Origin of the sequence: Aurantiacibacter sp. MUD11 (assembly GCF_026967575.1) — a bacterium.
Classification (GTDB): domain Bacteria; phylum Pseudomonadota; class Alphaproteobacteria; order Sphingomonadales; family Sphingomonadaceae; genus Alteraurantiacibacter.
This window is the reverse complement of record NZ_CP114054.1, coordinates 2009796-2029856: the sequence shown is the minus strand read 5'-3', so window position 1 is coordinate 2029856 and position 20061 is coordinate 2009796. Positions and strand designations below refer to the sequence as shown.

General features: G+C 65.7%; 19 protein-coding genes and 1 tRNA gene. 7 read left to right on the top strand and 13 right to left on the bottom strand.

Annotated features, from left to right (window positions below; translation table 11 throughout):
* The first annotated feature begins 3 nt into the window (after nucleotides 1–3).
* Genes panC through OZN62_RS10140 form a run of 4 tightly spaced genes read left to right on the top strand, consistent with a single transcriptional unit; the run spans nucleotide 4 to nucleotide 4395 of the window.
* Nucleotides 4–867, top strand: coding sequence for a pantoate--beta-alanine ligase (gene panC, locus OZN62_RS10155; RefSeq protein WP_269099543.1), 864 nt, complete (start codon nucleotides 4–6; stop codon nucleotides 865–867).
* The gene (locus OZN62_RS10150; protein ID WP_269099541.1) at nucleotides 864–2366 is read left to right on the top strand and encodes a DUF4403 family protein; all 1503 of its coding nucleotides are present in this window, start codon (nucleotides 864–866) and stop codon (nucleotides 2364–2366) included. Before panC ends, OZN62_RS10150 begins: the two co-directional genes overlap by 4 nt.
* Nucleotides 2363–2746, top strand: a complete 384-nt coding sequence (locus OZN62_RS10145; RefSeq protein ID WP_269099539.1) for a nuclear transport factor 2 family protein — start codon at nucleotides 2363–2365, stop codon at nucleotides 2744–2746. The genes OZN62_RS10150 and OZN62_RS10145 overlap by 4 nt, the downstream gene beginning before the upstream one ends.
* Before the next feature lie 50 nt (nucleotides 2747–2796).
* Nucleotides 2797–4395 carry a sulfatase family protein gene (locus OZN62_RS10140; protein ID WP_269099536.1) on the top strand — a complete coding sequence of 533 codons (1599 nt, stop codon included), beginning with the start codon at nucleotides 2797–2799 and terminating at the stop codon, nucleotides 4393–4395.
* A 47-nt stretch (nucleotides 4396–4442) separates the two neighbouring features.
* Here the strand turns inward: OZN62_RS10140 and OZN62_RS10135 are convergent.
* The 9 genes from OZN62_RS10135 to pepN form a co-directional block, all read right to left on the bottom strand.
* Nucleotides 4443–4516: transfer RNA gene (locus OZN62_RS10135), tRNA-Gly, on the bottom strand.
* Nucleotides 4517–4555: 39 nt separating this feature from the next.
* A complete protein-coding gene (locus tag OZN62_RS10130; protein WP_269099534.1) occupies nucleotides 4556–5197 on the bottom strand; it encodes an OmpA family protein in 642 nt (213 codons plus the stop codon).
* A gap of 11 nt (nucleotides 5198–5208) precedes the next feature.
* On the bottom strand, nucleotides 5209–7059 hold the full coding sequence (locus tag OZN62_RS10125; RefSeq protein ID WP_269099532.1) for a cation:proton antiporter: 1851 nt from the start codon (nucleotides 7057–7059) through the stop codon (nucleotides 5209–5211).
* A 75-nt stretch (nucleotides 7060–7134) separates the two neighbouring features.
* The gene (locus tag OZN62_RS10120; protein WP_269102155.1) at nucleotides 7135–7671 is read right to left on the bottom strand and encodes an adenine phosphoribosyltransferase; all 537 of its coding nucleotides are present in this window, start codon (nucleotides 7669–7671) and stop codon (nucleotides 7135–7137) included.
* A gap of 31 nt (nucleotides 7672–7702) precedes the next feature.
* The gene (locus OZN62_RS10115) at nucleotides 7703–8566 is read right to left on the bottom strand and encodes a cytochrome c1 (protein ID WP_269099531.1); all 864 of its coding nucleotides are present in this window, start codon (nucleotides 8564–8566) and stop codon (nucleotides 7703–7705) included.
* A gap of 20 nt (nucleotides 8567–8586) precedes the next feature.
* On the bottom strand, nucleotides 8587–9879 hold the full coding sequence (locus tag OZN62_RS10110; RefSeq protein WP_330848739.1) for a cytochrome b: 1293 nt from the start codon (nucleotides 9877–9879) through the stop codon (nucleotides 8587–8589).
* A 16-nt stretch (nucleotides 9880–9895) separates the two neighbouring features.
* Entirely contained in the window at nucleotides 9896–10462 is a 567-nt protein-coding gene (petA, locus tag OZN62_RS10105) for a ubiquinol-cytochrome c reductase iron-sulfur subunit (RefSeq protein ID WP_269099530.1), read from the bottom strand.
* Between the two features lie 204 nt (nucleotides 10463–10666).
* A complete protein-coding gene (pgeF, locus tag OZN62_RS10100; protein ID WP_269099528.1) occupies nucleotides 10667–11350 on the bottom strand; it encodes a peptidoglycan editing factor PgeF in 684 nt (227 codons plus the stop codon).
* On the bottom strand, nucleotides 11343–14000 hold the full coding sequence (gene pepN / locus OZN62_RS10095; RefSeq protein ID WP_269099526.1) for an aminopeptidase N: 2658 nt from the start codon (nucleotides 13998–14000) through the stop codon (nucleotides 11343–11345). Before pepN ends, pgeF begins: the two co-directional genes overlap by 8 nt.
* Nucleotides 14001–14054: 54 nt before the next feature.
* On the opposite strand from pepN, the gene OZN62_RS10090 reads away from it, so the two are divergent.
* Nucleotides 14055–14837: an SDR family NAD(P)-dependent oxidoreductase gene (locus tag OZN62_RS10090; protein WP_269099523.1), complete on the top strand. Its 783-nt coding sequence runs from the start codon at nucleotides 14055–14057 to the stop codon at nucleotides 14835–14837.
* Here OZN62_RS10090 and OZN62_RS10085 read toward each other — a convergent pair.
* Complete coding sequence (locus OZN62_RS10085; RefSeq protein WP_269099522.1) at nucleotides 14834–15799, bottom strand: DMT family transporter; 966 nt, start codon at nucleotides 15797–15799, stop codon at nucleotides 14834–14836. The genes OZN62_RS10090 and OZN62_RS10085 overlap by 4 nt on opposite strands.
* Nucleotides 15796–16791 (bottom strand): threonine aldolase family protein, encoded by a 996-nt coding sequence (locus OZN62_RS10080; RefSeq protein ID WP_269102153.1) that lies wholly within the window; start codon nucleotides 16789–16791, stop codon nucleotides 15796–15798. Before OZN62_RS10080 ends, OZN62_RS10085 begins: the two co-directional genes overlap by 4 nt.
* Nucleotides 16792–16840: 49 nt before the next feature.
* Between OZN62_RS10080 and OZN62_RS10075 the strand changes: the two genes are divergently transcribed.
* Complete coding sequence (locus OZN62_RS10075) at nucleotides 16841–17131, top strand: GNAT family N-acetyltransferase (RefSeq protein ID WP_269099520.1); 291 nt, start codon at nucleotides 16841–16843, stop codon at nucleotides 17129–17131.
* Between the two features lie 218 nt (nucleotides 17132–17349).
* Nucleotides 17350–17787, top strand: a complete 438-nt coding sequence (locus OZN62_RS10070) for a PRC-barrel domain-containing protein (RefSeq protein ID WP_269099519.1) — start codon at nucleotides 17350–17352, stop codon at nucleotides 17785–17787.
* A gap of 60 nt (nucleotides 17788–17847) precedes the next feature.
* Here OZN62_RS10070 and OZN62_RS10065 read toward each other — a convergent pair whose 3' ends face one another.
* Both OZN62_RS10065 and OZN62_RS10060 read right to left on the bottom strand, forming a co-directional pair.
* On the bottom strand, nucleotides 17848–19461 hold the full coding sequence (locus OZN62_RS10065) for a PH domain-containing protein (RefSeq protein WP_269099518.1): 1614 nt from the start codon (nucleotides 19459–19461) through the stop codon (nucleotides 17848–17850).
* Entirely contained in the window at nucleotides 19458–19922 is a 465-nt protein-coding gene (locus OZN62_RS10060; RefSeq protein ID WP_269099516.1) for a PH domain-containing protein, read from the bottom strand. Before OZN62_RS10060 ends, OZN62_RS10065 begins: the two co-directional genes overlap by 4 nt.
* Nucleotides 19923–20061: the final 139 nt, after the last annotated feature.

Sequence of the window (20061 nt, the reverse complement as noted above, 5' to 3'; positions counted from 1 at the left end):
CCCATGCAAACCGTCACCGCCCTTCCCGACCTGCGCCAGGCTGTGGATGAATTGCGCGGCACGGAGGGAAATCGGCGCACGCTTGCACTCGTCCCGACCATGGGCGCGCTGCACGATGGCCACCTGACGCTGGTGCGCGAGGCGGCGAAGATGGCGGACATGGTCGCCGTGTCCATCTTCGTGAACCCGCGCCAGTTCGGCCCCAATGAGGATCTCGACGCCTATCCGCGCCAGCTGGCCGAGGACTCCGCCAAGCTGGAGGCGGAAGGCGTGGCGCTGCTGTGGGCGCCCACGGTCTCGGCCATGTATCCCGACGGTTATGCCACCAACATCTCGGTCTCCGGCGTCAGCGCCGGGCTGTGCGGCTCGGACCGGCCCGGACATTTCGATGGAGTGGCGACGGTGGTGTGCAAGCTGTTCAACCAGATGCGACCGGACATGGCATTGTTCGGCGAGAAGGACTGGCAGCAGCTGGCCGTCATCCGCCGCATGGCGCGCGACCTCGACCTGGTGCTTCCGCATGTCGATGCCATCCATGGCGTGCCCACCGTGCGCGAGCCGGACGGCCTCGCGATGAGCAGCCGCAACGCCTACCTCTCGCCCGACCAGCGTGAAGCAGCGGGCACCCTGCCGCGCGCGATGGACGAGGCGATTGCCCGCATTCGCGAGGGGCAGGAAGCGGCCCCCACGCTCGCCGCGCTGGAAGACCAGTTGCTGGGCGCGGGCTTCGCCAGCGTCGACTATGCCGAACTGCGCGATGCCGACTCCATTGCCCTGCTCGATGCCGACAACGGCAATTCCCGCCTGTTCGTGGCCGCCCGCATCGGCGGTACGCGGCTGATCGACAACAAGCCGGTCAGCGGATGAAGGGGCAGCAAACCGCGATCCTGCTGGCGGCCATGCTTGCCGCCTTGCTGGTTGCCGGATGCTCGCGCGAAATCGAGACCGAAGCGCCGCCGCGGGTCGAGGGCGCACCCGACACCAGCCATGTTACCTCCACGCTGACTATTCCCGTCGCTGTCTCGCTCGACCAGCTGCAGTCCACACTGGAGCGCCGCACGCCCCGGCGGCTGTGGCAGATGAATGATAGGCGCGCGAACTGCATCCCGGCGCAGACGGTTCGGCCGCTGGGGATCGACCTTGAACTGACTCCCGATGTGCCCTGCACCATCATCGGCGAGGTCAACCGGGGAGCCATCCTCCTGTCGGGCAGGGGTGACCGACTGACCATCGGCTTCCCGACCAATGCCACCATCCGGGCGCAGGACATTGGCGACATTCTGGCGGGGGAAACGGCGCGCGGGGCGGCGGACGTGGCGATCACTGCGCGCCTGTCGGTGACGAACGACTGGCGGCTGAATGCCGATGTCGACCTCGATTACAGCTGGAGCCAGCAGCCGGGCATAGACTTCCTGGGCCAGCGCATCGCCTTCACCCGGATGGCGGATGCCAACCTGCGAGATGTCGTGGCCGGTATCGAGCGGGAGTTAGAGCAGGAAATCTCCGGCATCGCCTTGCGACCGCTGGCCGAAGAGGCATGGCGCGCGGGTTTTCGCGTCGAAGCCCTGAAGGATGCGGACCCGCCCGTCTGGCTGCGCACCACACCGCTGCGCCTGGGGGTTGCCGGCTATCGCGTCGAAGGGCGCAACCTCGTCGTCGACATCGCGCTGGAGGCCGTTGCCGAAACCCGCATCGGACAGCGCCCGCCGACTCCTGAGCCTAACCCGCTGCCGGCACCTGCCCGTGCCCTGCAAGACGCGGGCATCGCCATCGAAGTGCCGGTGACCGTCGAATATGCGCAACTGGAAGCGGTCGTGCTGCGCGAGCTTCGCGAACTGGTGGCCGACGGGGTGGACCTGCCCGGCATCGGGCTGGTCGATGCCGAAATCGAGGGGGTCGAGATATATGCCACCAGCCAGGGAAGGCTGGCGCTGGGCGTGACAGCGACTGCGAACGGGCGCGGGGCGATCTCGGCGCGATACGGCACCGCGCGAGGACAGGTCTGGCTGACCGGCAAGCCCCACAATGCCGAGAACAGCGCCGTGCTGGCCATTCGCGACCTGCACCTGGCGGGCGATACCGACCGGCGCACGGTAGACTTGCTGCTGGCGTTGTTCGGCAACGAGCAGGTGCAGGCCGCCATCGGCTCTGCCTTGGTGCGCGATTTCGGCGAAGAATATGCGGCGATCATCGAAGACGCCCGCCAGGCCGTGAGCACCGTGAATGGCGACGGCCTCTCACTGTCGCTGGTCATCGAGGATGTGCGGCACGGCCGCGTGCAAGCCATGGGCGAAGGGCTGTTCCTGCCGGTTGCCCTCAGCGGCCATGGCAGGCTGGCGATAGACCTGGAGAATGCCGGACTATGACCGAAGACGATTTCCGCCAGTACGTGGCTGCCTTCAACGCCGCCGACTTCGATGGCTTCGGCCGCTTCTATGCCGACGACGTGGTGTTCGAACTCGGCAGCCGCAAGCAGATCGTCGGGCGCGCGAACATCCTCGATTTCTATCGGCTGGTCCGGTCGCGGATCGACGAGGAAGTGATCCCGCTTGGCGTCATGGTGGGGCCGCGCCATGCCGCCATGTATTGCCGCACCGTCTTCAAGACGATGGTGGACTGGCCGGACTATGAATTCGGCGCGACCGTGGCCGGAGACATACGAGAGGTGGAGACCATCGCCTGGTACGAACTCGACGAAAGCGGCAAACATTTCACCCATATTCGCGGCGGGCGCTTCAAACCCTGACTCGACTTGCGCGGCAATCGCTTTAGGCTTGGCCGCCGAGGGGAGAATTCATGATCGCACGCTGTCTAGCCGCTGCCGTTGCCACACTGGGACTTGCCGCCTGCGCGCCGCAGGAGCCCGAACCATCCGCCGGCGAGTTCGCCATCGACCAGCGGCCCAACATCCTGCTGATCATCTCCGACGATGTCGGCACCGATGTCACCAGCGACATGTTCCCCGGCCTGATCGAACGCTTGCAGGCAACCTACGGCGCTGACGGGTTCGACCATCCGCAGGCCGGCCGGATCGACGGCCACCCGGCCTCGACGCCGGTACTGGATGCCTTCGCAGCCAGCGGGATGACCTTCAGCCAGACCTGGGCGCAGCCGTTCTGCTCGCCGACGCGCGCTTCGATCCTGACCGGTCTGAACGTGCGCCAGCACGGCGTGGCGACCTATGCCGATGCGCTGGACCAGTCGCACACCAGCTTCGTGCAGGCCTTGTCCGATGCGGGCTATGCGACGGCCGTCTTCGGCAAGTGGCACATGGCCGGCCTGCCCAATCCCAATGGCGAGGACTATCCCGGCATGAAGCCACGGGAAGCCGGCTTCGACTATTTCTCCGGCAACATGCACGCCGCCTTGCCGACCTTCTGGGACTGGGAGCTGCAGGTGCAGGACGCGGAAACCGCGCCCGGCGAATGGCGCAGTTCGCCCGCGCCCGCGCGCTCGCTGCCGGGCGTCGCGCCCACCACCAATGCCGGTGTGGTGAAGGTGGCGGAATTGCTCGACTGGATGGAGGAGCGCGAGGCGGAGCCGGAGCGACCCTGGTTCGGCTGGCTGGCCTTCCACCTCAGCCACGCGACGATCGACCAGGATCCCAGCGCCATGATGATCCCCGAGGCGGACCTGCTGGACGCGGCAACCCGCGCCGAGGTGGAGGCCTGCGGCGGCACCTATGCCAGCCAGGACGTAGGCCAGTGCTCGGGCGAGGCCCAGATGCGCTTCATGACCAATGCCATGGACACGCTGATCGGCCACGTCCTGCGCGCCGTGCCGCCCAACACCTACGTCATCTACGTCGGCGACAACGGTACGCCGATGTACGGCCGCCCCCAGCTCGATTTCATCGACAACATGTACATCACCCGCGAAGCGCGCGGGAAAGGCACCGCCTGGCAAGGCGGCGCGCTGGTGCCGCTGGCGATTGCCGGCCCGGGCATCCCGGCAGGTTCCAGCAATGGCGAGATAAGCCATGTCGCGGACCTGTTCCCTACCATCCTGCAGCTGGCGGGGCTGAACGTGCCCGAAAGGGTCTCCAACGGTACACGAGGCGGCACAACCACGCTTGCAGGCCGCTCGCTGGCACCACTGCTGTTCGGCCGCGCCGAAAGCGTGCGCGACCCGCAAAGCGATGTCGTGCTGACCGAAAGCGTGAACCTGATGACTGGCGGCACTCGGGTCGTCGGCATCCGTAATGCGCGCTACAAGCTGGTCTGCGCCGACGACCCCGCCGATTGCGAGTTCTTCGACATCGCCGCCGACCCGCTGGAACAGTATCCGCTGGCCACCCCCGAGAGCTGCGCTGCCGGTGGTGGGCGGGGCGTCGAGGCCAGCAACTACTGCACCTTGCGCGGGGCGCTGGCAGCGGAATCGATTTTCGCAAGCTGAGCCACGTTCAGGCAGCAAAAGCCGTGATGTCAGGTGGGATGAGAGAGTGGAGCGGGTAGCGGGAATCGAACCCGCATAACCAGCTTGGAAGGCTGGGGCTTTACCACTAAGCTATACCCGCCCGCTCGGCTGGCCGATTGCCACCGTAGCAGGGCTTTCGTCAAGCGCCCTGATCCTGCCCCGTGCGATTGCCCGCCCCGGTCTCCGTGCCCGCACGCGGGCCGGCCGGTGGGGCGATGCGGATTTCGACCCGGCGGTTGGTGCGGCGTCCGGCTTCGTTGGGCGTGCCGTCGGGCAAGGCATTGGGCGCGATCGGGTTCTGCTCGCCAAAGGCGATGACGCGAATCCTCTCGTCGGCCACGCCGCGTTCCACCAGCCAGGCCGCCACCGCTTCTGCGCGAGCGCGCGAGGCGCGCAGGTTGGCCTGGTCGTTACCGCCCGAATCGGTGTGCCCGCCAAGAATGACCGGCCAGTCTTCCTGCAGCGCATCCTCGGTCAGCAGGCCCGCCAACTGGCGCTCGGCCGCGGCGCTGATGTCGGTCCCGTCAGGGAAGGGAATGGTCAGCTCGACCGGCTGCGTCGGCACCTCGGCCACCGGCTCGCGCGGGGCGGCATCGTTGCGGATGATCGAGGCAACCGGCGAAGCGCTCTCGGTCGGCGTGGGCGTAGCCGTCGTGCCGTCTTCACTCTCTGCCGCTTGCTCGACCGCCGGTTCTTCCTCGGCACCGTCACGGCGCAGCTCACAGCCCGACAGGACGATGATGCTGGTGCCCGCCACGGCGATGGTTGCCAGTCTCTTCATATCGAACATCCTCATGCGGATTGCGGCTTTGTGCCGCCTTTCCCGCTTCGTTTCGCCGTCTCTTCCTCCACCGATATGGTGCGTGGCGGAGAATATGAAACGACCAGGTCGCCCGCCTCCGGCTCCGGCGCGGCGGCATGGGTGAAGAAGCGCAGGTCCCCGTTCGGCTTGATCAGCAGCAGCATGTTGGCCGCCTTGGGCAGGTTTTCGCGCGCATCTTCGAAATCGTACTTCTCGGACAGCTTGGTGCGCCGGAACTCCCAGCCTTCCAGCTGGCGCTGCTGCACGTCCTCGACCCCGAAGCCCGAACGGAACAGCGCGCGACCGCGCAGGGAGGCCGGCAAGGCGCGGTGGTCTTCGTCATCGTCGCCCTCGCCCAGCTGGTAGACGCGGTCGGTGCCGATTTCCGGGGCGAATTCGGAGCAGACGAGCGCGTTATAGGCCTCGTTGTCGGTTGCGGCGATCAGCACCTGGTAGGGGTTGAGGTCGAGATTGTGCTCGGTCGCCTCGTTGAGGATTTCACCGTGATAGGTGGGAATTCCCGCCACTCGGGCCCGCTTCAGCGCTTGCCAGCTCGAATCCACCACCATCACCGGGGCTTCCAGTTCGTGCAGCAGCTTGGCCAGCGCGATCGTCCATGGCGTGGCGCCGACAAGCAGGATGCCGGGCCGCGTCGCGCCCTTCACCTTCAGCAGCCGCGCCACGAAGTCGACGGTGAAGCCGTGCGCGATGATCGTCGTCACCACCACCGCGAAGCTGAGGCCGATCAGGATGGTGCCGTCGGCATAGCCCAGTTCCTCCAGGCGCAAGGCAAACAGGCCGCAGATGGCGACCAGCACGATGCCGCGCGGCGCAATCCAGGCGAGGAACAGCCGCTCGTTCCACGGCACGCTGGAGAACAGCAGGCTGATCAGGACCGTCGCGGGGCGCACAAGGAACAGCAGCGCCAGCAGAAACAGGCCGAACTGCCATTCGAATTGGCGCAATTGCTCGAGGTCGAGGCTGGCGGAGAGCAGGATGAAGATACCCGACACCAGCAGCACGGCGATGTTCTGCTTGAAGGGGTGGATCGAACGCAGCGAGGAGACATGCATGTTGGCAAGCGCGATACCCATCACGGTAACTGCCAACAGGCCCGCCTCGTGCTCGATCTTGTTGCACAGCACGAAGGTGCCGATCACCATGACCAGCAGCACCGGGACCTTGAGGTATTCGGGCACGAAGCCGCGCGGGAAGCTCCAGGCGATGATGTAGGCTGCGCCGAAGCCGATCAGGCCGGATATGCCGGCGGCAATGGCGATTTCGGGGACGACGTCATAAGCGCCGCCGCCAGCCGAGGTGGCGCGGAAATACTCGTAGGCGACCACGGCACACAGGGCGCCGAACGGGTCGTTGACGATTGCTTCCCATTTCAGCAGCGCCGCCGGCCGCTGTTGCACGGCACTCTGGCGGAGCAGCGGGATGACCACGGTCGGTCCGGTCACCACGAGGATGCCGGCGAAAAGGATGGCCACCGGCCAGACGAGGCCGGCGATGTAGTAGCCGGCGAGCGAGCCGAACAGCCAGCCGAGCGGGACGCCGAAGAGGACCAGCCGCCACACGCCCCCGCCATATTTACGGAATTCGCGGAAATCGAGGCTGAGGCCACCCTCGAACAGGATCAGCGCGACGCCGATCGACACCATCGGCTCCAGCAAGTCGCCAAAGGCATGTTCGGGATCCATGATGCCGAGGACGGGGCCGGCGAGGAAACCGGCCGCCAGCATCAGCACGATGGCGGGCCAGCCCGTGCGCCAGGCGACCCATTGCGCACCAATGCCGAGCACGCCGACCAAGGCTATGACAAGCGCCTGTTCTTCCATCAGTCTCCCCGGAGGTGTTCGGTTTCCCGTCGTCCCTGCATCAACGCGCGAATGGACGGGATTATCCCGCCGCGGTCAATGTCCGGCGAATTCTACCAGCGCATGAGGGGTGATTCCGGCCTCCGCCAGCGCCTTTCCGCCGGGCAGTTCGGGCAGATCGACAACGAACAAGGCGTGTTCGACCCGTGCTCCGGCACGACGCAGCAGGTTGGTCGCGGCAATCGCCGTGCCACCGGTCGCCAGCAGGTCATCAACGACCAGCACATGCGCATTATCGTCGACGATGCTGGGATCCAGCTCCAGCCGGGCAGAGCCGTATTCGAGGGCGTAATCCTCCCCGATCGTTTCGACCGGCAGCTTGCCTGCCTTGCGCAGGGGCACGAAGCCCACGCCAAGGCGCAGCGCCAGGGCAGTGCCGAAGATGAAGCCGCGCGCCTCGATGCCGGCCACCTTGTCGGCGCCTAGATCGGCCGCGATCTCGACGAGGTGGTCGATAGACGCAGCAAGCCCCTCGCCATGGGCAAGGAGCGTGGTGATGTCGCGAAACTGGATGCCGTGGGACGGAAAATCCGGGACTGTCCGGATAAGCGCTTTCAGCTCATCACGCGACAGTCCCGGGTATTTCGGTCCCGGCAATTTCCGGTCAGTCCTTGCGGCGCTTCGGCTTGACGTCCGCCCACACCTGCTTCTTGGCGAACCAGGCCAGGATGGTGGCGAAGAACAGGAAGCCCAGCACGGCCCAGCCAACTGCCTTGCGCTTCACCAGCGTGGGTTCGGCGGTCCAGGTCAGGAAGGCGGCCACGTCGGCAGACATCTGCTCGACAGTCGCTTCGGTGCCGTCGGCATAGGTGACCTGGCCGTCTGCCGTGATCGGCGGAGCCATCGCCAGGTTGAGGTTGGCGAAGTACGGGTTGTGATAGAGGCCCGTGCCCGGCGCGGAATCGGGGAAACGCTCCAGCAGTTCGGCGGAGGGTTCCTGATAGCCGGTCAGCAGCGCGTAAATGTAGTTGCTGCCGTCGTGGCGGGCCTTCGCCATCAGCGAGAGGTCAGGCGGAATGGCATTGTTGTTCGCTGCAGCGGCAGCAACGTCGTTCGGATAGGGCGACGGGAAGTAGTCGGTCCATGCGGCCGGCACCGAGGTCGCTTCACCCGTGTCGGGGTTGATGCCCGGAACCTGCCAGGTGGCAGCTTCGGCCTTGGCCTGCGCCTCGGAATAGCCGAGGTCGGTCAGGTCGCGGAAGGCGACGTAGTCAAGCGAGTGACAGGCCGAGCACACTTCCTTGTAGACCTGGTAGCCGCGCTGCAGCTGGGTGTAGTCCCAGGTGCCGAACGGACCTTCGAACTGGAAGCCGCCGTCAGGGCCGTGCGCTTCCTCGTGGAAGGCGTACTCGGCGGTTTCTTCAGTCAGGTAGCCCTGGCCGATGACGGTGGAAGCACCGGTGATGAAGGCCAGCAGCACCACGAAGGTGAAGCCAAGGCCGATGAGGATTCCAACAAGGCGAATCATTTTCTCGTCTTTCCCCTAGCTCAGACCGCCGGCTTGGCGTTGTCGCCCAGCACAGCCTTCTCGTCGGAACCCAGCACCGCCTCGGTGATCGAGAAGGGCAGCGGCTCCGGACGTTCGATCGAAGAGACGATCGGCAGGATGACCAGGAAGTGCAGGAAGTAGTAAGCCGTCGCGATCTGGCTGATCATGACATAGGGCTCTTCGGCCGGCGCGCCGCCGCAGTAGAACAGCACAGCCATGCACGGGATCAGGCCGAACCAGAAGAACTTGCGGAACAGCGGGCGGTAGTGGCCCGAACGCACCGGACCCTTGTCCAGCCACGGCAGGAAGAACCACACCAGGATGGCGCTGAACATGGCCAGCACGCCCCACAGCTTGGCCGGCAGGATGAAGTCGAAGGTGAAGGCGCGCAGGATCGCGTAGAACGGGTAGAAATACCATTCCGGAACGATGTGCGCCGGGGTCGAGAGCGGGTTCGCCTCGATGTAGTTGTCCGGGTGGCCCAGCGCGTTCGGCAGGAAGAACACGAAGGCGAAGAACACCAGCAGCGCCACGCCCAGGCCGAAACCGTCCTTGGCGGTGTAGTACGGGTGGAACGGCACGGTGTCCGATTCCTGCTTCACTTCCACGCCCGTCGGGTTCGACGAACCGGGGATGTGCAGCGCCCAGATGTGCAGGATCACGCAGCCGGCGATCACGAAGGGCAGCAGGAAGTGCAGGCTGAAGAAGCGGTTCAGCGCGGCGTTATCCGGTGCGAAGCCGCCCAGCAGCCAGGTCTTCAGGCCGGGGCCGACCAGCGGGATGGCCTCGAACAGGCCGGTGATGACCTGCGCGCCCCAGAAGCTCATCTGGCCCCACGGCAGCACGTAGCCCATGAAGGCGGTGGCCATCATCAGCAGGAAGATCACGACGCCGATCAGCCAGATCATCTCGCGCGGCGGCTTGTACGAAGCGTAGAACAGCCCGCGGAAGATGTGGATGTAGATGACGACGAAGAAGAAGCTGGCGCCGTTGGCGTGCGTGTACCGCATCAGCCAGCCCCAGTTGACGTCGCGCATGATGTGCTCGACCGAACCGAAGGCAACCAGCGTGTTCGGCGCGTAATGCATCGCCAGCACCACGCCAGTGACGATCTGCAGCACCAGGAAGAAGCCGGCGAGGACGCCGAAGTTCCAGAAGTACGTCAGGTTGCGGGGAACCGGATAGCCAGCGCCCACGGCATTGTAGACGAGGCGCGGGAGCGGCAGCTTCTCGTCGAAGAACCGCATCACCGGGTTGGTCGGCTGGTATTCCTTGGCCCAGGGAAAGCTCATTTTCTTCTCTCTCGCCTCAGCCGATCACGAGCGTCGTGTCGGAGATGGTATATTCGGGAACCGCCAGGTTCGTCGGTGCCGGACCCTTACGGATACGGGCGGCGGTGTCGTAGTGCGAACCGTGGCAGGGGCAGAAGTAACCGCCGAACTCGCCCTTGTTCTCACCCTCGGCGGCACCCAGCGGCACACAGCCGAGGTGGGTGCAGACACCCATCACCACGAGCAGGTCTTCGTTGCCGGGCAGGGTACGTTCCGCCAGCGTCTGCGGGTCGCGCAGGTCGCCGACGTCCACGGCATTGGCTTCGTCGATCTCAGCCTGCGTCAGGCGGCGGACGAACACCGGCTGCTTGCGGAACACCGCCTTGATCGACTGGCCCACCTCCAGCGAGGAAATGTCCAGCTCGGTGGTGCTCTCGGCCAGCACGTCTTCCGACGGGGCCATCTGGCTGACCAGCGGGATCAGCGTGACGAGGCCGCCGAAACCTGCCGCCGAAACGGCTGCAATCTCGATAAAATCGCGACGGCGGACGCCGTCTTCACCTGCGACCTCTGCGGTCTCGGGAGTGCCAGTGGTGGTTGCCATAACCTTGCCTTGCCTGTCGCCTTTCCCGCCGGTTGCGATTCCCGGAGGTCGGGCGAAGAGTAACCTGTCAAAGCCGCACGACGAACCGTTGCCGGGCGGCGGCTTGGCGCGGCTGATAGACGAGTGAATCGGCGCTGCCAACCCGCCTTTTGGCGGTTATGTGACGCAGTGCGCTGCAAGGGCGCATCTGCACGGCGCAAATCGTCAGCCGGGAAGCGCGATCAGCGATATCTGGCGGCCCGTTGTCGGCTCTCCCAGATGCGTGGCGCGGCGATAGGAATGGAAGCGCGGCTTGTCGGCATAGGTATCGAGACCGAGCGGGCAGACCGATTCGATTCCCGCCGCGGCAAGTTGGCGAACAACATAGGCTTCCAGGTCGAAATGCCACTTGTCCGGCCCGGTCGCCTCGAACAGGTCGAAGTCCTGCGGATCGAAGGCGGCGCGCATGTCCGCCCCCACTTCGTAGCTTGCCTTGGCGATGGTGGGGCCGATGGCGGCAGCGATATTCGCCCGCGCGGCACCCAGTTCTTCCATCCGCTCCACGACATCGGCGATCACCCCGCCCTGCGCGCCGCGCCAGCCGGCATGGGCCGCGCCGATGACGCCTGCCTGCGAGTCGGCGAGCAGGACCGGCGCGCAATCGGCGGTGACGACGGCCAGCGCGAGGCCGGGGGTGGCAGTGGCCATGGCATCGACCTGCGGGCGCGCGGCGTCCTTGAAGGGCCGGTCCACGCAGATTGCCGTGGCGGAATGGACCTGCTCGACGAACACCGGCTCTGCCTCGCCAATGGCGAGCGAAAGCTGGCGCGCATCGCTCTGGGCAGCGTCGAGGAAGCCGTGCGGGACGGCGATGTTTGCAGCGCGAACGACCTCGCCCGCGTCAGCCAAGGCTGCGGCTCACCTGTTCGTAGGTATCGCGCGACAGCTCCGGTGCCTCGGCAATGCGTTCGAGCTGCGCCTTCATCAATGCCGAACGCCCCGGCTCGATCCGCCGCCAGCGGCCCAGCTGCGGCACGAAGCGCGCAGCGGTCTGCGGGTTGATCGGGTCCAATGCCAGGATGACGTCGGCCACCAGCTTGTAACCCTCGCCGCTGGGCGCGTGGAAGGCGTGCGGGTTGTAGGCGAAGGCCATGTACAGCGAACGCACGCGGTTGGGGTTCTTCATGGTGAAGTCAGGGTGGTTGCCCAGTGCCTTCACATGGTCCAGCACGTGCGGGTGCATGGAGCTGGCCTGCAGTGCGAACCACTTGTCGACCACCAGTGCATTGCCCTGGTAGCGGTTGTAGAAGTCGATTAGCGCATCGGTGCGCTCGATCCCGTCGAGGCCGGTCAGCACCATCAGCGCCCCCTGCCGATCGGTCATGTTGTCCGCGCCCTGGTACTGCGCCCAGGCCATCGCCTTGCCGCGCTGCGGATTGCCCGCCGCCATGTAGACCAGCGCCTGGGTCTTCACCTTGCGTGCCCCGCGCGCTTCGGCGGAGAGGCCGAAGGGCACGGCCGAGGCACGTTCGTGCAGGGCGGCGAATTCGCTTTCCAGCGCCTGCCCCAATGCCGCGCGCAGGGCCTGGCGTTCCTGGTGGATGCGGCCGGGGTCCGCCACCAGCATGGTTTCGGCGAGGTAAGTCTCGCTCGGCAGCAGCAGCAGCAGTTCGCCGCGCATCAGGTCATCCAGCCGGTCGTCTTCGAGGACCGCTTTCAGCGCCTGCGCAATCGCGCTGCGCGCCGCATCCCGCTGGTCATCGGTCAGCGCACCGTCGACCGCCTGCTTCAGGTGGCCGACGACCAGGTCCTGCAAGGCCTCGTAACGGGCAAAGGGGTCGTCATCGTGGGCGGCTAGGAAGACCAGCTCGTCCTGACCCACGTCACGCTCGACGGTGATCGGCGCGGAAAAGCCGCGATTGATCGACAGCACCGGCTTTTCGGCGAATCCGGAAAAGCTCAGGCTATCTTGAGCTTTGTTAACGGTAACCAGTTGTTCACCATGGTGTTTCCCGGTTTTCCTGTCGAACAGCGCCAGCTTGAGCGGAATCGGCATCGGCTGCTTGTCCGGCTGGCCTGGAGTGGCCGGCACGTCCTGTGACAGGTGCAGGGTGGCCGTATCGCCGGTGTGTTCCAGCCGCACGGAGACCTTCGGCGTGCCGGCCTGCGAGTACCACAGGCGGAACTGCGACAGGTCCAGCCCGGCACCTTCCTCGATCGCCCTGATGAAGTCCTCGCAGGTCGCGGCTTCGCCGTCGTGACGGTCGAAATAGAGGTCCGTGCCTTTCCGGAAGCGCTCCTCGCCTGCCATGGTGCGCATCATGCGGATGACTTCGGCACCCTTGTTGTAGACGGTGGCGGTGTAGAAGTTGGAGATCTCGCGATAGCTGTCCGGGCGGATGGGATGCGCCAGCGGACCGCTGTCTTCGGGGAACTGCGCCCCGCGCAGCACGCGCACGTCCTCGATGCGCTTCACCGGTTCGCTGCCCATGTCCTGGCTGAACAGCTGGTCGCGCAGCACGGTGAAGCCTTCCTTCAGGCTCAGCTGGAACCAGTCGCGGCAGGTGATGCGGTTGCCTGACCAGTTGTGGAAGTATTCGTGCGCGATCACGCCTTCGATGCCGTCGAAGTCGCTATCAGTCGCAGTGTCCTCGTCCGCCAGCACGTATTTCGTGTTGAAGATGTTGAGACCCTTGTTCTCCATCGCGCCCATGTTGAAGTCGGAAACGGCGACAATGTTGAACAGGTCGAGATCGTATTCGCGGCCGAACACCTCTTCGTCCCATTTCATACTCTTCTTCAGCGATTCCATCGCGTGGCCGGTGCGCGGCAGGTCGCCCTCGCGCACGTAGATGTTCAGCGTTACCTCGCGCCCGCTCATGGTGGTGAAGCTGTCGGTGTTGGCGACCAGCTGCCCCGCCACCAGCGCGAAGAGATAACTCGGCTTGGGCCAGGGGTCGTGCCATTCGGCCCAGTGCGTGCCATCCTCGCCAGTGCCACTGGCCTCGAGGTTGCCGTTGCACAGCAGCACGGGAAAGGCCTCGGCATCGCCACTCATCCGCACGCGGTAGGTGGAGAGCACATCAGGCCGATCGGGGAAGAAGGCAATGCGGCGGAAGCCCTCCGCCTCGCACTGGGTGCACAGCATGCCGTCCGAGGCATAGAGGCCCATCAGCTTGGTGTTGGCCGACGGGTCGATCTCGGTGACGATCTCGATCTCGTGACGGTCGCTCTGCAGCGAGAGCAGCATGTCCTCGTCTTCCAGCGTCCAGCTGGTCACTTCCTCGCCATCGACCTTCACGCTCAGCGGTTCCAGGTCGTCCCCGTTCAGGAGGATGATCGGCGAGCGCTCGGCCTCGGGATTGGCCTCCACCTGCAGGGTTGCGACGACGCGCGTCTTGTCCAGCCCCAGCGTGAAATCGAGCGCGACTTGCGGCACCTTCCAGGGGAAGGGCTTGTAGTCCTCCCGGCGGATGATCGCGGGAGCCTTGGGCTGCGGGGCGGCATCGGCCAACTGGTCGTTGCCGTCGATGGTCGAGGGAGTGCGGGCAATATCCATGGCGAGTGACCTAAAGTCCTTCCTTCGCAGCGTCGAGGGGCTAGAACGCGACAAATGGCGGATCTGTTCATTTTCGGGCTGGGATATACGGCAAAGCGCATCGCCGCTGTGGCGCGCGCGGCGGGCTGGACCGTTTCGGCGACCGGCTCGGACGGCGATATCGATTTTGCCGACAGCGCTGCGGTGCGCGAAACCGTGGGCAAGGCGCGCTTCGTGCTCTCCTCCGTCCCGCCGAGCCGGGAAACGGGCAACGATCCGGTTCTGGAAGCCTATGGCCACGCGCTGGAGGGCAAGTGGCTCGGCTACCTCTCCTCAACGGGGGTCTACGGTGACACAAGGGGGGCCTGGGTCGATGAGACGGCACCAACGGGCACCGGCAGGCGCACATCGCGGGCCGAATGCGATGCCGCCTGGCTCGACCTCGGTGCACGCGTGTTCCGCCTGCCGGGAATCTACGGCCCCGGCCGCAGCGTGTTCGATCGCATCCGGTCGGGCAAGGCGCACCGAATAGACTTGCCGGGACAGGTATTCAGCCGGGTGCATGTGGAGGACATCGCCAGCGGGGTGATGGCCGCGGTGCTGGGTCACGCGCCGCCGGGGGCCTACAACCTCTCGGACGACCTGCCGTGCAGCCAGAACGAGTTGGTCGAATATGCCTGCGCGCGAATGGGCGTGGAGCCGCCACCATTGCAGTCGCTGGAAGAAGCAGGCCTCTCCCCGATGGCGCGCGGCTTCTATGCCGAGAACCGCCGGGTGGCGAATGGCAAGGCGAAGCGCGTGCTCGGTTGGCACCCTGCCTACCCGACCTATCGCGAGGGCCTGGCAAACCTCGCCTAGTCCACCTCGTGCCGCAGGCTACCCGATTGCTGTACCTGCACGCCCTTCTGCCGCCGGGCACGCAGCGCCAGCACCATGCCCAGCAGGGCCAGGCCCATGCCCGTCGCCGTGAGCGGGGTCCAGCGATAGCCCTCGAACAGGGTCGACAGCAGCATCGCCACCGTAATCGTGACGATCGAGTTGTAGGCCGTGCGCCCCGCACCGATCTCGCGGACGAGATTGTAGTGCAGCGGGAAGGTCACCACCGATCCGATCAGCGCCAGGTAGACGATGCCACCCCAGTAGGCGGCGCCCTCCGGCACCGGCGGCGGCCCGGCGGTCACCCACGCAAAGCCGAGATCGAAAAGGGTGCCATAGAGCATGGCCCAGGCCAGCAGGCTGACCATCGGCACGGCGCGCCCGGTCGGGTTGGCCTGGATCACGTTGGCGATCGAGGCGGCAAGGATGCCGATCACCGCCAACACGATGCCCAGTCCGACATTGCCGCCGATCACCCCGGCATCGGGGTTGGCCTGCCACTCGTGCCACAGCAGGAAGGACACGCCCACGATCGCCACCGCACTGCCGAGCACGAAGCCGCCCTGCACCCGCTCCCCCAGGAAGATCCGCGCGAACACGGCATTGGGGACCATCAGCAGCGCGAACATCATCGCCACGATGCCCGAGGTGACGTAGAGTTCCGAATGGTAGACGAACAGGAAATTGCCGCTGAACTGCGCCAGTCCCACGCCGATGGCCAGCAGGTGTTCGGGCCGCGACAGGCGCAGGCGGCGCTGCATCAGCGCCGCCACGATGAACAGCGCCGGCGTCGCCAGCGCAAAGCGGTAGAAGACCGACCAGGCTGCGGGCACGCCATCGATCTGCCCGGTGATGACCCACCAGGTAGAACCCCAGATCGTGCCGGTCAGCACGAAGGGCACGATCACTCGCCAGTGCAGCATGCTGGTCTGCGCTGCGCTCATAGCGCGGCGATCGCCTTGCCCAGCGCTCCGGCATGGTCGGGATCGGTCGCCCAGCTGGTGACGAACCGCACGCAGGTGTCGTCCCAGTCGTAGAAGGCGAAGCCCTGCCCGCGCAGCGCCGCGCGCTCATCGGTATCCATGCGCACGAACAGCTCGTTCGCCTCGACCGGATAAAGCAGTCGTTCGCCCGCCGCCTGCGCGATTTCCGCCGCTGCCGCGTTGGAAGCGCGGGCATTCTCCAGCCAGAGGTCATCCTCCAACATGGCGAGGATCTGCGCGGCGAGGAAACGGCCCTTGCTCTGCAGGTGCCCTGCACGTTTGCGGCGGAAGCGGATCATGTCGGCCTGTTCGGTATCGAACAGGATGACCGCCTCGGCCCCCATGCCGCCGTTCTTCACGAAGCCGAAGCTGAGCGCGTCGACCGGCCCTGCCGCTTCTGCCGGCGTGCCGCCAAGGAAAGCGGTGGCATTGCCGAAGCGCGCACCATCCATGTGCAGGCCAAGGCCGTGCTCCTTCGTAAGCGCGCCGATGGCCGCGAGTTCGTCCGGCCGGTAGACCATGCCGTATTCGCTCGCCTGAGTGATCGAAATCGCCTGCGCGGGCACCTGGTGCACGCCGCGGGTGATGCCGGCCAGCACCTCGCCGATCGAATCGACCGTCAGCTTGGCCCCGGCACCGCTGGCCAGCAGCAGCTTGGCGCCGTGCAGGTAGAAACCGGGCGCGCCGCACTCGTCCATCTCGATGTGCGCTTCCTCGTGGCAAATCACGCCGCCGTGCGGGTCCACCATGGTTGCCAGCGCCAGGCAATTGGCCGCCGTTCCGGTCGCCACCCACAGCGCCGCGCACTCGCGCCCGAACAGCGCGGTGAAGCGCGCATCCAGCTCGCGGCTGAGCGCATCGGTATCGTACGGCGTGTCGGGCGCGTCGGCTGCGCGCATGGCTTCCCACAACTTGGGGTGGACCGGCGCAGCATTGTCGGACAGGAACTGCATGGCGGAACGCATTGGCCGCAAGGCCCGTTCAGCGCAAGAAGGAGATCGCATGGCCGATATTGAAATCACCATCACCGACGACGGCGACAAGGGGGCCTATCGCACCCCGGTGGAAGGCAGCGAGGTGGGCGCCGAGCTGACCTGGCACAGGCGCGGGGATGCCCGCGTGGCAGACCATACCTTCACCCCGCCCGCCGCGCGCGGCAAGGGAATCGCCTTCAAGCTGGTGCAGGCCATGATCGACGATGCCCGCGCGAACGGCTTCAAGATCAAGCCGCTGTGTCCCTATGTCGTCGCCCAGTTCGACAAGCACCCGGAATGGGCTGACCTGCGCGCCTGACCTGCCCTCGAGGCAAGCCACGAGAAAACTGAGACTATTTCGGAACATCGCTCCAAGGCGGCGCGTTGATGTTGTGTAAGAGCCGATGACGTCGACATGACGCCGGCAGCTTCCGCTCCCCGCCTTTGGTGGGTCGTAGCCAGCGCCGAGTGCGCCACAAGGAAGCCGGCAATGCGCATTTCCGCAAGTCATCGGCGCAATCACCGAAAGGAGATCTCATGACGCAGACTAGCACCCTGAGAACACGCACCGAATTTTCCGATGCCGAACTGAACCGTCGCGCTGAGTTCGATCGGTCGCGCCCGGTCGAGCGTGACGAGGCCGACAATCTGATTTCATCGAGCAAGGTAGAAGGCACCAAGGTCTTCTCCACCGATGGCGAGGAAATCGGCAAGATCGATCACCTGATGATCGGCAAGCGCTCCGGCCGGGTGGAATACTCGGTGATGAGCTTTAGCGGCTTTTTGGGAATGGGCGAAAGCCATTTCCCCGTCCCGTGGGATGCGCTGGACTATGACGTCACCAAGGACGGCTATGTCGTCAACATCGACAAATCGCAACTGCGTGAGGCACCGTCCTATGCGCCCAGCGAAACGCCGACCTTCACCGACAACTTTGGCCGGCAGGTCTTCAGTTACTACGGTGTCATGTACTGACGCCGCCTGATGACGAGAATTTTGGAAGGGCTCCGGCTTCTGCCGGGGCCCTTTTCCGATTCAGCGCGGCAGCTTGGCGAAATCCACCTCGGCAATCGAATCGAGCACGGCGGCGCGCAGCTTGCGCGCGTCTGCCAGAGACAGGCCGCGGAAGGCGAAGCGCCCGCCCGCCATGCCGAACACCAGGTTGCAGTAGCCGCGCCAGCGGCCCAGCGGGCCCTGCGTGATTTCCACCGAATGCAGCTTTACTCGGCTGGCGACCTGCGTGCGCGGGGCGAGCCAGCCCTTGCGCGAGATGACCTGCTGCGGGTCGAGCGCGTGGCGATCGTAGCGCCAGCGGTAGATCTCTCGCGCGCCAAGCAGGGCGACAAGGGCCGGAACTGCCACGGCGATGACGGCGAGACCCGGAACGAATCCGCCTGCCCCGCTGGCAGCGGCGGTGAACGCCACGATCCCGATCAGTGTTACGAACAGCCCGGCGAGCACGCCCCGGTCGAAATAGTAGTTCGGGCTGGGTCGCCGCCAGTCCTCGCTCTCGTCCGGCAGGGTGAAGCCCGCTTCGGCAGCGATGGGGGCGATTTCCTCCATCTTGGCGAAGGGCGCGACATCGTGGTTGGCCGAGCCCGAATCCTGCGCCAGCGAGACGAAGGACAGGCCGTGCCAGCCGAAGCGACGGCGGATGATGCCGGTCTTCACCACCAGCGCCTGCACCCGGTGTACGGGCATGACCACGTCGGTCTTTGTCAGCAGGCCGCGACGGCGGCGGAAACCCTTGGGCGTGCGCTCCAGCAGGAAATCCCAGTCCTGCACCAGCGTCTTCACCACGCCGCTGGCTATGCCCACCAGGACCACTGCGAAGACAGCGTAGAGGATCGCCGCGACGCGCGCCCAGGTGTCGAGCGTGGAGACATAGCTGCCCGCCTCGCTCAGCCCCTCCGTCTCGAAGAAGGATTCGACGTATCCCCACAGGTCGAACGGCAGCAGGAATTCGAATTGTTGCAACGCGCCCAGAAGCACGGCGAAGATTACCAGCGAGAAGTTGAACAGGCCGAAAGTGACGAGCCGCTTCGGGTCCATGGCGAAGAGCTGGCGTCCGCCCGACGCGGCGGGTACTTCCGCCGGCGGTTGGTCGGTGGCGGCCGCCGCGAGCGGCTTCGCCTCCTCGCCCTCCACCAGCGCGCGCACCCTCTCGCGCAGTTTCTCGCCCTCGGCCTCGGAGACATAAGCGAGCTTCAGCTCGTCCTTGCCGCCCGCGCCGGTCTCGAAGCGCACTTCGACGAGGCCCAGCAACCGCGGCACGATCTTCTGCTCGAGGCTGACGTCCTGAATCCGCTCGTAGGGGACCGAGCGCGCCTGGCGGCTGAGAATGCCCTGCTCGACCCGCACATCGTTCTCGCCCACGCGGTAGCGCAACCGCACCCAGCCGAGCCAGGTCCGGAAGCCGACGACGGCGATGATCAGCAGGACCACCAGACCGATGATCGGTCCGGCCATGTCGAACTTGTCGGCATCGGAAGCCGAGCCCCACAACACGAACGCCGCCGGGATGATCGCCTGGAAGCCCAGCCGCACCAGCTGCACGGCCATGCTGAGCGGGTTGACCCGCTGCCACTCGTCGATCTCGATATCCGGCACCTCTTCCGGCGCGGCAGTGTCCTCCACGATTTCGCTCACAGTGATTCGCGCTTCACGTGCTGGCGGATCTCTTCGCGCATGGCGACGGCATCGGCATGGGCGAGGCCCGGCAGCGTGACGGAGGAATTGTGCGTGCCCGCCGTGTGCAGGATCAGCCGTGAAATGCCGAAGGCGCGCTCGAGCGGGTTCTGTTCGACGTCGAGATGCTGCACCCGGCTGAAGGGCACCACGGTATCGGCATGGAACATCACGCCCTTCACCACGCGCAGCCGGTCGTCGCTCATGTGATAGCCGCGCGAACGGTATCGCTTCATCGGCAGGTAGACGACCAGCACCAGCGCGACGAGCAGCAGCAGGACACCCGGTATCCACTGCGGGATCACCTCGGTGAAATAGAGCGCACCAGCGCCACCCAGCAGCGGGATCAACGTCAACAACCCCTCCAGCCGCATGACGGTGGTGTAGGAGGGATCGAGCTTGGTGAGCGGTTCGGTGTCCATAGGTGCCTTATACGCACCATACACCTAAATTGAAATGGAAAACCGGAGGCTGGCAGCCGGACGCCCCAGCAAAGCGACGGCAAGGCCGAGGGACCACCCGCAGCGAAGGCGAAGCCGCGTGGAAGGGAATGGTGCCGAG

Excerpts from the sequence above, each read along its gene's own strand:
- OZN62_RS10090 (WP_269099523.1), top strand. The coding sequence starts at position 14,055 with ATGGCGGATCTGTTCATTTTCGGGCTGGGATATACGGCAAAGCGCATC.
- pepN (WP_269099526.1), bottom strand. The coding sequence starts at position 14,000 with ATGGATATTGCCCGCACTCCCTCGACCATCGACGGCAACGACCAGTTG.
- OZN62_RS10150 (WP_269099541.1), top strand. The coding sequence starts at position 864 with ATGAAGGGGCAGCAAACCGCGATCCTGCTGGCGGCCATGCTTGCCGCC.
- petA (WP_269099530.1), bottom strand. The coding sequence starts at position 10,462 with ATGGCAACCACCACTGGCACTCCCGAGACCGCAGAGGTCGCAGGTGAA.
- OZN62_RS10080 (WP_269102153.1), bottom strand. The coding sequence starts at position 16,791 with ATGCAGTTCCTGTCCGACAATGCTGCGCCGGTCCACCCCAAGTTGTGG.
- OZN62_RS10130 (WP_269099534.1), bottom strand. The coding sequence starts at position 5,197 with ATGAAGAGACTGGCAACCATCGCCGTGGCGGGCACCAGCATCATCGTC.
- OZN62_RS10110 (WP_330848739.1), bottom strand. The coding sequence starts at position 9,879 with ATGAGCTTTCCCTGGGCCAAGGAATACCAGCCGACCAACCCGGTGATG.
- OZN62_RS10140 (WP_269099536.1), top strand. The coding sequence starts at position 2,797 with ATGATCGCACGCTGTCTAGCCGCTGCCGTTGCCACACTGGGACTTGCC.
- OZN62_RS10145 (WP_269099539.1), top strand. The coding sequence starts at position 2,363 with ATGACCGAAGACGATTTCCGCCAGTACGTGGCTGCCTTCAACGCCGCC.
- OZN62_RS10075 (WP_269099520.1), top strand. The coding sequence starts at position 16,841 with ATGGCCGATATTGAAATCACCATCACCGACGACGGCGACAAGGGGGCC.
- OZN62_RS10060 (WP_269099516.1), bottom strand. The coding sequence starts at position 19,922 with ATGGACACCGAACCGCTCACCAAGCTCGATCCCTCCTACACCACCGTC.
- OZN62_RS10115 (WP_269099531.1), bottom strand. The coding sequence starts at position 8,566 with ATGATTCGCCTTGTTGGAATCCTCATCGGCCTTGGCTTCACCTTCGTG.
- panC (WP_269099543.1), top strand. The coding sequence starts at position 4 with ATGCAAACCGTCACCGCCCTTCCCGACCTGCGCCAGGCTGTGGATGAA.
- OZN62_RS10125 (WP_269099532.1), bottom strand. The coding sequence starts at position 7,059 with ATGGAAGAACAGGCGCTTGTCATAGCCTTGGTCGGCGTGCTCGGCATT.
- OZN62_RS10085 (WP_269099522.1), bottom strand. The coding sequence starts at position 15,799 with ATGAGCGCAGCGCAGACCAGCATGCTGCACTGGCGAGTGATCGTGCCC.
- OZN62_RS10070 (WP_269099519.1), top strand. The coding sequence starts at position 17,350 with ATGACGCAGACTAGCACCCTGAGAACACGCACCGAATTTTCCGATGCC.